The sequence below is a fragment of the Priestia sp. BR_2 genome (assembly GCF_041954005.1).
Taxonomy (GTDB): Bacteria; Bacillota; Bacilli; order Paenibacillales; family Paenibacillaceae; genus Paenibacillus_AQ; species Paenibacillus_AQ lautus_A.
The window spans coordinates 88,373-101,114 of sequence record NZ_JAVFHM010000166.1 but is presented as its reverse complement, the minus strand read 5'-3'; the positions used below and the strand labels follow the sequence as shown (position 1 = coordinate 101,114).

Sequence of the window (12,742 nt, the reverse complement as noted above, 5' to 3'; positions counted from 1 at the left end):
ACGTCGAACTGCTCTTATAATCTTTTTAGTAAAGTTTACGATTAGTTGAGCGGAGCGAATGTGGGGGAGATGAACATGAACAAGAGAAAGAGCAAGAACAAACTGAACGGCTGGACCTGGAGCGTAACTTCGATGTTGCTGGCGATGCTCATCCTGTCGGGCTGCGGAAGCAAATCCGGCGGAAGCATTGTTGAAGGCAAGGTTAACGTCATTACGACCTTCTATCCAATATATGAATTTACGAAGGAAATCGGCGGAGACGAGGTCAATGTCGTGAATCTTCTGCCAACGGGCGTGGAGCCTCATGATTGGACGCCGCGGAGCCAGGATATCGTCAATACATCCAAGGCTCAGCTGTTTCTTTATAATGGTGCAGGGCTGGAAGGCTGGGCGCCTGGATTCTTAAAGGGTCTCGATAAAGATACGCAAGTGAAACCAGTCATCGTTTCCCAAGGGATCCAACTGATCGACGCCGTGGGGGATGATGGCCACGGGCATGGTGAAGCAGCCCATGAAGAGGAACATGACCACAGTCATGGAGAAGGCGCTGAAGCGCACGACCACAGCCATGAGGAAGGCACCGAAGAAGATCATGAAGGCCATGATCACGAGGAAGAGGCAGCCGAGACGAACACGGATACCCATCATACGGATCCGCATACTTGGGTAAGCCCGAAATCCGCGCTGGTCATGGCAGAAAATATCAAGAACAGCCTGGTCGAGGTCGATCCGGAACATAAGGACGGCTATGAACAGCGCTATGAAGCGTTAAAAGAGAAGCTGGTCAAACTGGATAACGACTTTGCGAGCGAGCTGTCCAAACTGCCGAAAAAAGATATCGTCGTATCCCACCAGGCATTCGGTTATCTATGCCGGGACTACGGTTTGACGCAGCATGCGATTATGGGACTGTCGCCAGACGCCGAGCCGAGAGCGCAGGATATCGTGAACCTGACTAAGACGGTGAAAGAGAAGGAAGTGAAATATATCTTCTTCGAAGAACTCGTATCGGATAAACTGGCCAAAACGCTGGCCAATGAAGCGGGCGTGGAAACCTTGGTGCTGAATCCGGTGGAGGGGCTGACCAAGGAGCAGGCAAGCAGCGGCGAGAATTATTTCACGCTGATGGAGAAAAATTTGCAAAATCTAACGAAGGCTTTACAATAAGGAAGAAGGGGGATCATATCCCCCTCTTCTTTCGTGTTATGAACGTATACGGACTCGTATATTTATTATAGAGAGACTACAGAGAGAAAGGCGGCCTGTTTATGGAGCCGGCAGCGCAGGATTGCCACCAACCTATCGTACAAATCAAGGATGTATCCTTTCATTACCGGGATCAACAGGTGATCAAGGATCTTAATTTCACCATAAAAGAGCGGGACTTCGTTGGCATCGTCGGATCTAACGGCGCGGGTAAAACCACCCTGCTCCGCATGATCGTCGGCTTGCTTCCCGCCGCTGAAGGGACCATTGAACTGTTCGGCCAGCCGATCCGTAAATTCCAGGACTGGGAGCGAATAGGCTATGTTCCGCAAAAAAATGCGTTCAACCCGCTGTTCCCTGCCACCGTGCGCGAAGTCGTCATGTCCGGTCTATATAATCGAAAAAAAATGTTTCGCCGTTTGAGCCGCCTGGACCATCAGAAATGCGAGGACGCGCTGGAAGTGATGCGCATTCAGGATATTGCCGATAAACGGATCGGCGCCTTGTCCGGAGGCCAGCAGCAGCGCGTATTCCTTGCTCGCGCGCTGATTAATCGTCCGGATCTGCTTATACTGGACGAGCCGACAATCGGCATTGATGCGGAGACCCAAGCCGGATTCTTTGAATTGATCACCCATATGCATGCCCATCACCATATGACGTTCCTGATGGTCACCCATGATTTGGACATGGTCAAAGACTACCTGGGCGAATCGCCGGTATCGCAAAACGGAAAGATTCAGTTTTTCGTCCGGCATTCCCATGAAATCGAAAACTGCGCGGAAGTGGACTTGCAGCATTCGCTCGTATAATCATAGAAACAAACTTATGGATGCAGGAGAAGGAGACGTTGTCATTGCTTGATATTTTGCTTAGCGATTTTTTCCAGCGGGCGCTGATCGGTGGGGTTCTGATCGGGATTACGGCCCCGCTTATCGGGATATTCCTCGTGCTGCGCAGGCTGTCGATGATCGGCGATACGTTGTCGCACGTCACGATAGCGGGCGTGGCCCTCGGATTTTTGATCGAAGTCTACCCGCTTGCCGCAGGATTAGTATTTGCGGTGCTGGCCTCTTTTGCGATTGAGAAGCTGAGAAAGGCCTACAAAAGTTATGCCGAGCTGTCCATCGCCATTATTATGTCGGGCGGCGTTGCGCTGGCCTCGCTGTTTTTCACGCTGGGAATGGGCTATAATACGGATGTCATGAGTTATTTGTTCGGAAGCATCTATACGCTGGATTCCACGGATATTTATATGGTAGGCGGCGTTACCGTCGTTGTCATTGCGGTAGTGGTAATGTTCTTCAAGGAATTTTTCCTGCTCAGCTTCGAGGAGGATGCGGCCAGCGTCAGCGGCCTGCCCGTCAAATGGATGAACATGATCATTACGGTGCTGACGGCGCTTGTCGTAAGCACCGCCATCAAGATTGTGGGCGCGCTTCTGGTCTCCGCATTGCTGACCATTCCGGTAGCGATCAGTTTATTGCTGGCGAGAAGCTTCCGAAGCTCCATCGTATTATCGGTGATCATCTCCGAAATTGCCGTTATCGGGGGACTGATGCTTGCCGGCGTATTTAATTTGGCACCCGGCGCCACCATCGTGCTGCTGCTGATCAGCCTGCTCATCATTACGCTTGTCGGCAAAAAGGGCTTTACGACATAAGGGGGTTCTAAAATCAAATGGCTGATATTAATATCGGCATCGCGTTTGCGGCCGGTTTCGCTTCATTTATATCTCCATGCTGCCTGCCGCTGTACCCGTCCTATTTATCCATTATTACAGGCATGTCGGTCAATGACTTAAAGAACGAACAGAACCGCAAGGAGGTCCGTTTCCGGACCATGACGCACACACTCGCGTTCATCCTTGGGTTTTCTGCTGTTTATTACACTCTCGGTTGGGGGGCAGGCCTGTTCGGGGAGTTCTTCACGGAATACCAGGATCTGATTCGCCAGTTATCCGCGCTGCTGATCATCGTGATGGGACTTATGCTTATCGGCATTTTCCAGCCTAAGTTTCTCATGAAGGACCGGAAATTCAATTTTAAATCCAAACCGACCGGATACATAGGAACATTTCTATTTGGTATCGGCTTCGCCGCAGGCTGGTCGCCTTGCGTAGGACCGATTTTGACGGCGATCATCGCGCTTGCAGCTTCCGATCCGGGAACGTGGTTCCCGCTGATCACTTCATATTCGCTCGGGTTTGCGGTACCGTTTTTCATCCTGGCCTTTTTCATCGGCTCCACCCGCTGGATTCTTAAATATTCAAGCACGCTGATGAAGGTCGGCGGCGTCTTGATGATTCTGATGGGGGTTCTGCTCTTCACGGATCAAATGTACAAAATCACGATTTGGCTGCAAGGCATTACGCCGGAATGGCTTAAATTCTAATGCTGTTGGGTAAGGCTGGTTCAATTCATAGGTCCATATTGACATAGGCCCATATTGACATGAGGATTGGACCAGGACTTGCCAACGGGTCTTAAAAACATGTATCATTACTAATGCAGGTAAAACAGTTTTATGGCACGGGTTATGTAATTATAGAAAAGAGGGAATAAGATGCCGACACCTAGCATGGAGGATTATTTGGAGCGCATCTACAAGTTGATCGACGAAAAAGGTTATGCGCGCGTTTCGGATATTGCCGAAGGCTTGGAGGTTCACCCCTCATCCGTCACGAAAATGATTCAAAAGCTGGACAAAGACGAATATTTGATCTATGAAAAATATCGTGGTTTGGTTCTGACCAGCAAAGGCAAAAAAATGGGCAAGCGGCTCATGGAGCGTCATCATTTGCTTGAGGAATTCCTTGAAATGATCGGTGTACAGGATGAAAACATTTACAGGGACGTTGAAGGAATCGAGCATCACTTGAGCTGGGATTCCATTACGAGAATTGAGACGCTTGTGGAATATTTCAAGCGTGATGAGAATCGACTTCAGGATTTGCGTGACGTTCATAACGAATTAGTCAACGAATCGTAATGTGGCATCTGTCCGCTTGTGACAGATGCTTTTTTAAACTGAACCGTCATATTTACATGGTTATAGTAATAGGTTAGATTACCTGCAAATTTCATATTTTCGGAGGATTAATAGAAATGAAGCTTCGTAGATGGTTGTTGGTGCTGATCATGCTGTTATTGTGTCTCCCGTCGGTGGTCCCAACCGCGCAAGCGAAGGCGGCTCGTATCAGCATTCAGCTGGACGGTGTAAACCTGAACAGTGACGTATCTCCTTACATATTGCCGAAGGTTAACGTAACCATGGTTCCTACGCGGATCATCAGTGAAGGACTTGGCGCTTCGGTCGCTTGGAATCAGAAGTCGAAGACGGTAACAATCGGAAAGGACGGTTCGAGCCTGCAATTGACATCCGGCAAAAAAACCGCCCTCGTGAATGGATCATCGGTAGCACTGGATGCTTCCGTTGAAATCAAGAACGGCCGGGTCATGGTTCCGCTGCGTTTCATCAGCGAGAATCTGGGCGTTCAAGTGGAGTGGAATCAGGCGGCACAGCGCATCTCGCTGTCCACGGGCTCGGTCGTCGTTCCTCCGCCGGTATCAACCGGGGATGAAGTCAGAGGGGCCTGGATATCCACCGTGTTCAATCTGGACTGGCCGAAAACGAAGACCAGCGCGGAACAGCAGCAAGCCTCTTACATCGCCTTGCTGGATTCGCTCCAGGATGTCGGCATCAATACCGTGTACGTGCAGGTACGTCCGGCCGGTGATGCATTGTATCCTTCCACCATGGTACCGTGGTCGAAGGTGTTGACGGGCATTCAAGGTGCCGATCCGGGTTACGACCCGGTTGCTTTCATGGTAGAGGAAACGCACAAACGGAATATGGAATTTCACGCTTGGTTTAATCCATTCCGGGCGAACACCGATATTTTGACGGCATCGCTCCATCCGTCCCATGTTGCGCTAAGCCATCCGGATTGGATCGTGAATACAGGCAAGCAGCTGTACATCAACCCTGGGATTCCAGAAGCCAGGCAGCATATCATCGATACGATCATGGAGGTCGTTAACGGATACGATATTGACGGCATCCATCTGGACGACTACTTCTATCCGTCCAATACGGTCTTTAACGATGACGCGGCATACCGCGAGTTCAATAATGGGGCCTACGCCAATCTGGCGGATTGGCGCCGCGGAAATATCAATGCCTTTGTCCAATCGCTCGGAGAGAGCATTCATCGCGTGAAACCGGACGTCGAATACGGAATCAGCCCTTTCGGCGTATGGCGTAACCAGTCCGTGGATAAGACGGGATCGGATACGAAGGCCGGTGTAACGGCGTATGACAGCATGTATGCCGATGTGCGGACCTGGATCCAGAACGGCTGGATCGATTACGTTGCACCGCAGATCTACTGGAGCATGAGTAACCCGGCAGCCGACTATGATAAGCTGGTGGACTGGTGGGCCGGCGAAGTACAAGGAACCGGCGTAGATCTTCTGATCGGCCATGCCCCCTACAAACTGGGAACCAGCGAAATCGGCTGGCAGAGCGCATCGGAAATCATCAATCAATTGAAGTACAATCAAAACCATGCCGAAGTGAAAGGCAGCATTTTCTTTAGAGCAGAGAATATTTTAAGCAATCCGTTAGGCATTAAAGATCAATTGCAATCATATTATAGATAAATCTGCACGTCCTATAGGTATGAAACATCCCCCGCGCTCATACATAGTCATTAGACCATGTGAGGCGGGGGATTTTTATATGCAGATCAATGCGGTTTTTGAAGGCGGGGGGGTCAAGGGCATCTCGCTTGCCGGGGCTGTCAAGGCGGCGGAGAATGCCGGCATGGTATTCAGCCGCGTTGCCGGAACGTCCTCGGGCTCCATCGTGGCATCCGTGCTGGCAGCTGGTTACCGTGCTGACGAAATCAAGCGCATTATCGAGGAAACGCCCTTTCATTCGTTTCTCCAGAGGGCACCCATTTTTAATACAAAGTTTATCGGTCCTGCCTTGCGGGTCTTGATTAAGAAAGGGCTCTATTCCGGAGAAGCCCTGGAGAATTGGATAAGGGAAATCCTGCTGGCCAAAGGGATATTTACCTTCTCGGACATCCCGGCAGGGAAGCTTTATATCGTGGCATCGGACATCACCAATGGCAGGCTGCTGGTGCTTCCGGATGATCTCCGCCAATACGGGATCAATCCTGCCACCTTTCCGGTAGCCAAGGCTGTGCGCATGAGCTGCAGCATCCCCTATTTTTTTGACCCCGTCATCCTGCGTTTGTTGGGCAGGGCCGCAAAAGGCAAATCGTTCGGCGAGCAATTTGTTTATATCGTGGATGGGGGACTGCTCAGCAACTTCCCCTTATGGCTCTTTGATCGCGAATCGAAGGGTGGGCCTAAGCCCCTGCCGGTGCTGGGCTTTCAGATGGTCGGGAAGAACAGCAACCTGCCTCATCTGATCGAAGGCCCGATCGGGATGTTAACCGCCATGTTCGAGACGATGCTCTCCGCACACGATGAACGTTATATCGAGCAGCAAAACCGAAATCGCACGATCAAAATTCCGACGCTCGGCATCGGCACCACCCATTTTAATCTGACCAAAGAGGAAAGCGAGAATTTATACAATTCCGGTCTGACGGCCGGCACGATGTTTTTCACCCGCTGGAATGCCGAACATTAAAAAAACCGTCCACCCGGCATATGCATGCGCGGGCGGGCGGTTTTTCCGGTTAATGGTATTTAGGAACATCATCGGATGGGTCGGATTTTCCTTTGTGCCCATCGATCACTTGAAACGGATACTGTTTACGTTTAGCCGTTGGGTTGCTTTTGCGTACGGTGCTGTTCTTAGCCGCCGCCAGTTTCGCGGCCGTCCGCTTGGAAGGCTTCACCTTGGGACGTTTGTTAAAACGGCGTGGCGGGAACTTGTAAAGCACATACACGACAGCAACAATAATTAGAGGAATCAATATTCTCATTCTTGATCCAGGGTCTAACAGGAATACCAGTAGCCCTATGGCGGCCAACGTAATCGCCGTCCAAAAAATGATCGCATGCCTTCTCATGGATTATCACCCTTTCGCGGGATCCAGCACACTTCCTGTCACAGATTGGTGAACTGTAACATTCTCGTATTGAGCATCTAACTCACGCATTCTGTTAAAGGATGCGATGGATACTTCAACTTGATCATCAGTAGGTTCCTTCGTCGTCAGAAGCTGCAGCCACAGACCGGGATATCCGAGGAAACGGAGTACCGGCAGGTCCCGCATGGCATTTGTCAATTTCAGGAATTCAAAGGAAACGCCAAGCACGACCGGAAGAAGCGCAATTCTTTGAATGACCCGCTGCGTCATGGTATCCCATGGCACCACCGAGTAGACAACAACGCCGAGCACAATGGTCAGCATCATAAAGCTGCTGCCGCAGCGATAATGCAGCCGCGTATATTTCTGAACGTTCTTCACCGTCAACTCTTCGCCGGCTTCGAATGCGCTGATGACTTTGTGTTCGGCGCCGTGGTACTGAAAGAGCCTTTTTATGACCGGTGTTTGGGAGATCGCCCATAAATACACGAGAAGCAGTATTAATTTAATAACGCCTTCAATCAGGTTATGCACGATATAGTGATCAAATGTATCGCCAAAAAAGAAATCCTCTACAAAAACAGGAACGAGTGTAAACAGCAGCTTGCCGAAAACAAAGGAAAGCACGCTGACGGCGGCCACACCGATAATCATGCTTAAACTCCAGCCGGAGTCTTCTTTCTCTTTCTGCTTCTCGCGTTCTTCGGGCTCCAGCGTATCGTCAGCATAAGCATCGGCAGAGTAATTCAAATGTTTGGAGCCTTTGATAGTAGAATCTATGAGACTGACGATGCCGCGAAGAAGCGGGATCTTCCGCAGCTTCCGAACCCATGCCTTGTCTTCGCGAGGCACCTCGAGAAACTTGATTTCATTATTTTTACGCCGCACGGCCGTCACATTCACATGCTTGCCGCCGAACATAACGCCTTCGATTACAGCTTGGCCTCCATAGCTGATCGGGGTTGACTTATCGGACAACCAGTTCACCCTCCCTGACATGTTATTCGTTCTATGAACTATTGTATCGAATTTTGAAAGTAATTTCTAGTTGGATTAGGGCAGGGGAAGCGGTGCATACTACTTTCAGAGATGAAATGGAGAAACAGCGGGGCTTTTCGATAACCGAAGAAGAGGAGAATCAATCCATGCATGAACATCAATTTCGTAAGCAGAACCAGATAACCAATCCGTTTACGTTTGCCCTGGAGCTGGGCTATTATGCCGGCCTGATCTGGGGGGGCGTGCTTTGGATCTTTTACTGGTTGAGATTCACGAAGGTCGTGCCCGGTTTTTTGTTGGAGCCATTCTTCAAACATGAATTCCTCAAGACCACAGCCGGGCAAATCGCCGGGTGGCTGTCCTTCATCGCCTTTTCCGTCATCGCTTCCCTCATTTATGTTGCCCTGTTCAGGAAGCTGAAGGGCCCATGGCCCGGGATTGCTTACGGAATCGTGTGGTGGGCGGTGCTGTTTGTTGCGCTCAATCCCTGGCTACGGCTGACGGACCCAGTGAAGAAGCTGTCCTGGGATACAAACATTTCGGAGGTTTGTATTTTTATATTATGGGGCCTCTTTATCGGTTATACGATTGCGCAGGAATTCACCGACGAGAAACTGCGTGAACCGAAGAAGCTGACGGGTTAGCCAAGAAAAACTTCTCAACCCGATGCCGCCTATGGTAAAATAGCTTTTGGTTATTTGACGAAAAGGTGGGAAGCCCTATGAAATCCATATGGGTGATAAACGGACCGAACTTAAACCTGCTCGGCTTCCGGGAACCGGGCATTTATGGTTCGCTCAGCCTGCAGGCGATCGAAGATAATTTGCGTAAACAGGCGGATCTCGCCGGTATCGGTATTACCTTCTTTCAGTCTAATCATGAGGGTGCTATCATTGACCGTATTCATGAAGCGATCGGACAGGCTGACGGCATACTTCTTAATCCGGGAGCACTGACTCACTACAGCTACGCTGTGCGTGATGCCATCAGTTCTGCCCGCATTCCGACAGTGGAGGTTCATCTCTCGAACATTCACGCCAGAGAGGAATTTCGTCATACCTCCGTCATAGCGCCTGTGGCTGTCGGACAAATCGCGGGTTTTGGCGCGGCGAGCTACACATTGGGCTTGTCGGCTCTACTGCAAGTCCTGGTCGAGCAAGAAGGGTAGCTCCTATTTCGGGATAAGGGTGAGAGGAGAGTGGTTAGAATGAGTAACAAACGAGTGGTTAAACTGCGCGAACAGCTTCAAGCCAAAGGTTTGACGGCTATGCTGGTTGCAAGCCCGATCAACCGCAGATATTTAACGGGCTTTACCGGTTCAGCCGGATACGTGTTGATCACACGCGATGAGGCCTATCTGTTGACGGATTTCCGCTATATGACGCAAGCACCGCAGCAAGCCGTCGGTTTTAAAGTGGTCGAGCACGGGCCGAAGGTGATGGAGACGGTCAAGGATCTGTTGTCTTCCGAAGGCATCGCATCGCTCGGATTCGAACAGGACCATGTTACATACGGCGTGTTTTCCGCATATTCGGAACAGCTCGCGCCCATCAGCCTGGTGCCGGTTTCGGGCCTTGTAGAAGATTTGCGTATATTCAAGGATGCCGAAGAGTTGAGCATTATGCAGCGGGCAGCGGATTTGGCTGATCAGACGTTCAGCCATGTCCTGACGATTCTGGCTGCCGGCAAAACGGAACGGGAAATCGATCTCGAGATGGAAATGTTCATGCGCAAGCATGGCGCAACCGCGTCTTCCTTCGACACGATCGTTGCTTCCGGCGAGCGTTCGGCGCTTCCTCACGGCGTAGCCAGCGATCGGGTCATTCAAGGGAACGAATTCGTTACGTTTGATTTCGGCGCGCTGCTGGACGGGTACTGCTCCGATCTCACGAGAACCGTGGCGCTCGGCAGTCCTGATCCGAAGCTGAAGGAGATCTATGATATCGTGCTTGAAGCGCAGCTTCACGCACTGGATCATATTAAACCAGGCATGACGGGACGCGAAGCAGACGCTTTGGCTCGCGATATTATTTCGCGTTACGGATACGGGGAATATTTCGGCCACAGCACGGGGCACGGATTGGGCATGGAAGTTCATGAATCGCCGCGGCTGTCCAAGCTGAGCGATGACGTGCTGCAGCCCGGCATGGTCGTAACGGTGGAGCCGGGCATTTACCTGCCTGGTCTTGGCGGTGTCCGCATCGAAGATGATATCGTCATCACGGAAACGGGCATTCGCATACTGACAAGCTCGTCCAAAGATTACACCGTACTGTAAAAAGGGTTCAAAAAGCAGCCTTGTTGAGCTTATGCTTTAAGAAAATTGTGTACTATATTAAATAGACCGCATCCATAGGAGGGAATCTTAGTGATTTCAGTTAACGATTTTAAAACAGGTTTGACCGTAGAAGTAGATGGCGATATTTTCACCGTATTGGATTTCCAGCATGTTAAGCCGGGTAAAGGCGCCGCTTTCGTACGTTCCAAATTGAAAAACCTTCGCAACGGCAACACCGTGGAGAAGACGTTCCGTGCAGGCGAAACGATTGGCCGCGCCATCATCGACAACCGTGGCGTTCAGTATCTCTATGCCAGCGGTCAAGAGCATGTTTTCATGGACAACGAAACTTACGACCAGTTCAGCTTGACCAGCGAGCAGCTGGAATGGGAGCTTAACTTTCTGAGAGAGAACATGAACGTTAACATTATCAGCTACCAAGGCGAGATCCTCGGGATCAACCTGCCTAACAGCGTCGAGCTGAAGGTCGTTGAGACCGAGCCGGGCATCAAAGGCAACACGGCTACCGGCGCTACGAAGAACGCCAAAGTGGAAACCGGCCTCAATGTACAAGTACCGCTGTTCATTAACGAAGACGATGTGCTTCTGATCGATACACGCGAAGGTAAATACATTTCCCGGGCATAACATGCAATAAGCGGGACCCTTCAACGATGGACGGGGTGCCAATATCTTCTAAACCAACGCGACTCCTGTACGAATGTACGGGAGTTTTTTGCAATAAGCGGGCTCGGTGTCCTAAGTCTGTTTTCTTTTTGCCTTGAAAAGCCTTGACGGGGTGACTCACTTTCGTATTATACTGTTTTAAAGTGAGAAACCACCTGAGCACTGTTACATACCGATATTAGTGGGGAGTGAAAGAAGCATTGTCACTGTACGTCATGAAATTCGGAGGCAGCTCTGTAGGGGATACAGAACGCATGAAGCGCGTTGCCAGAAGAATTGTAGAGAAACAAGATGAAGGCCATCAATGTGTGGTCGTGGTGTCTGCCATGGGGGATACGACGGACGATTTGATTGACCAGGCAAAGCTGTTAAACGAGAATCCACCGGCACGGGAAATGGATATGCTGATGACCACGGGGGAGCAGATATCCATCTCGCTGCTATCCATGGCGATTCACGGTCTTGGACGCAAGGCAGTGTCCTTGACCGGCTGGCAGGCGGGATTCCGCACGGAAGCCGTCCATGGTAAAGCCCGCATTACAGATATAAAGCCTGAGCGCGTGCACAAAGCGCTTGGCGAAGGAAATGTCGTCATTGTCGCGGGATTCCAGGGCATGTCCGAAGACGGAGAGATTACAACGCTTGGACGCGGGGGCTCAGATACCACCGCGGTAGCTCTTGCGGCTGCCATTCAAGCGGATGTATGTGAAATATATACGGATGTGGACGGGATATACTCCACGGATCCGCGGGTAGTCAAATGCGCGCGGAAACTGAAGGAGATTTCCTATGACGAGATGCTCGAGCTTGCCAATCTTGGCGCGGCTGTTCTTCACCCGCGTGCGGTCGAGTATGCGAAGCATAATCAAGTCAAGCTTGTCGTCAGATCCAGCTTTAATCATAACGAGGGTACGGTTGTTAAGGAGGAAACAAGCATGGAACAAGGTGTGGTTGTCAGCGGAATTGCATTCGACAAGAATGTAGCGAGAATCAGTATTCTGGGCGTAGCCGATACGCCGGGCGTTCTGGCCCAAGTGTTCGGAGAGCTTGCAAAAGAATCGATCGACGTTGATATCATCGTGCAGAGCGGCGTTCAGAACGGCGAAGCGGACTTTTCCTTTACGGTGTCCCTGGCGGATCGGGAGCGTGCGTTGTCCGTGATCGAACACATTCGCGGCAAGCTGCCGTATCGCGACGTTACCTCGGAAGACCATCTTGTGAAAGTATCGATTGTCGGCGCGGGCATGGTCAGCCATCCCGGCGTGGCGGCACAAATGTTTGACGTGATCTCCCGGCAGGGGGTTAGCATCAAAATGGTCAGCACGTCCGAGATCAAAGTATCCTGCGTCATCGAGGGAAGCAATCTCGAAGGGGTCGTGCAGGCGCTTCATACCGCGTACGGACTGGATACGGATCAACAGGCTTCCGTAGGCGGACCGCAGGTTCGCCGATAACAGGATTCAACCGCCATCATCGATATTAATAGAGTTAATCCCGGT

14 protein-coding genes are annotated in these 12,742 nt (G+C 50.9%); 12 read left to right on the top strand and 2 right to left on the bottom strand.

All coding sequences use genetic code 11. The annotated features are described in order from the left end of the window. The first annotated feature begins 75 nt into the window (after window positions 1-75). The 7 genes from RB298_RS07975 (at window position 76) to RB298_RS07945 (ending at window position 6,873) form a co-directional block, all read left to right on the top strand. The gene (locus tag RB298_RS07975; RefSeq protein WP_486046689.1) at window positions 76-1,167 is read left to right on the top strand and encodes a metal ABC transporter solute-binding protein, Zn/Mn family; all 1,092 of its coding nucleotides are present in this window, start codon (window positions 76-78) and stop codon (window positions 1,165-1,167) included. A gap of 101 nt (window positions 1,168-1,268) precedes the next feature. Next, on the top strand, window positions 1,269-2,018 hold the full coding sequence (locus tag RB298_RS07970) for a metal ABC transporter ATP-binding protein (RefSeq protein ID WP_036665754.1): 750 nt from the start codon (window positions 1,269-1,271) through the stop codon (window positions 2,016-2,018). 20 nt (window positions 2,019-2,038) lie between these two features. Continuing rightward, entirely contained in the window at window positions 2,039-2,869 is an 831-nt protein-coding gene (locus RB298_RS07965; RefSeq protein WP_175495141.1) for a metal ABC transporter permease, read from the top strand. A 17-nt stretch (window positions 2,870-2,886) separates the two neighbouring features. Then, entirely contained in the window at window positions 2,887-3,600 is a 714-nt protein-coding gene (locus RB298_RS07960) for a cytochrome c biogenesis CcdA family protein (RefSeq protein ID WP_009591263.1), read from the top strand. A gap of 171 nt (window positions 3,601-3,771) precedes the next feature. Continuing rightward, complete coding sequence (gene mntR / locus RB298_RS07955; RefSeq protein ID WP_009591262.1) at window positions 3,772-4,197, top strand: transcriptional regulator MntR; 426 nt, start codon at window positions 3,772-3,774, stop codon at window positions 4,195-4,197. A gap of 116 nt (window positions 4,198-4,313) precedes the next feature. Next, window positions 4,314-5,870 (top strand): family 10 glycosylhydrolase, encoded by a 1,557-nt coding sequence (locus RB298_RS07950; RefSeq protein ID WP_096773223.1) that lies wholly within the window; start codon window positions 4,314-4,316, stop codon window positions 5,868-5,870. Window positions 5,871-5,949: 79 nt separating this feature from the next. Beyond that, complete coding sequence (locus RB298_RS07945; RefSeq protein WP_015734444.1) at window positions 5,950-6,873, top strand: patatin-like phospholipase family protein; 924 nt, start codon at window positions 5,950-5,952, stop codon at window positions 6,871-6,873. A 49-nt stretch (window positions 6,874-6,922) separates the two neighbouring features. Here RB298_RS07945 and RB298_RS07940 read toward each other — a convergent pair whose 3' ends face one another. Together RB298_RS07940 and RB298_RS07935 are read right to left on the bottom strand one after the other, a co-directional pair. After that, complete coding sequence (locus tag RB298_RS07940) at window positions 6,923-7,258, bottom strand: hypothetical protein (RefSeq protein ID WP_009591231.1); 336 nt, start codon at window positions 7,256-7,258, stop codon at window positions 6,923-6,925. 6 nt (window positions 7,259-7,264) lie between these two features. After that, a complete protein-coding gene (locus tag RB298_RS07935) occupies window positions 7,265-8,257 on the bottom strand; it encodes a DUF1385 domain-containing protein (protein WP_009591233.1) in 993 nt (330 codons plus the stop codon). A 167-nt stretch (window positions 8,258-8,424) separates the two neighbouring features. Here RB298_RS07935 and RB298_RS07930 point away from each other — a divergent pair, with 167 nt between their 5' ends. From RB298_RS07930 to RB298_RS07910, 5 genes are all read left to right on the top strand, one after another. Next, a complete protein-coding gene (locus tag RB298_RS07930; protein ID WP_009591249.1) occupies window positions 8,425-8,922 on the top strand; it encodes a YqhR family membrane protein in 498 nt (165 codons plus the stop codon). A 77-nt stretch (window positions 8,923-8,999) separates the two neighbouring features. Beyond that, window positions 9,000-9,446: a type II 3-dehydroquinate dehydratase gene (gene aroQ, locus RB298_RS07925; RefSeq protein WP_009591244.1), complete on the top strand. Its 447-nt coding sequence runs from the start codon at window positions 9,000-9,002 to the stop codon at window positions 9,444-9,446. Window positions 9,447-9,485: 39 nt separating this feature from the next. Then, the gene (locus RB298_RS07920) at window positions 9,486-10,556 is read left to right on the top strand and encodes a M24 family metallopeptidase (RefSeq protein ID WP_486046683.1); all 1,071 of its coding nucleotides are present in this window, start codon (window positions 9,486-9,488) and stop codon (window positions 10,554-10,556) included. Window positions 10,557-10,646: 90 nt separating this feature from the next. Next, window positions 10,647-11,204 (top strand): elongation factor P, encoded by a 558-nt coding sequence (gene efp, locus RB298_RS07915; protein WP_009591242.1) that lies wholly within the window; start codon window positions 10,647-10,649, stop codon window positions 11,202-11,204. A 239-nt stretch (window positions 11,205-11,443) separates the two neighbouring features. Beyond that, window positions 11,444-12,697, top strand: coding sequence for an aspartate kinase (locus RB298_RS07910; protein ID WP_015734447.1), 1,254 nt, complete (start codon window positions 11,444-11,446; stop codon window positions 12,695-12,697). Window positions 12,698-12,742: the final 45 nt, after the last annotated feature.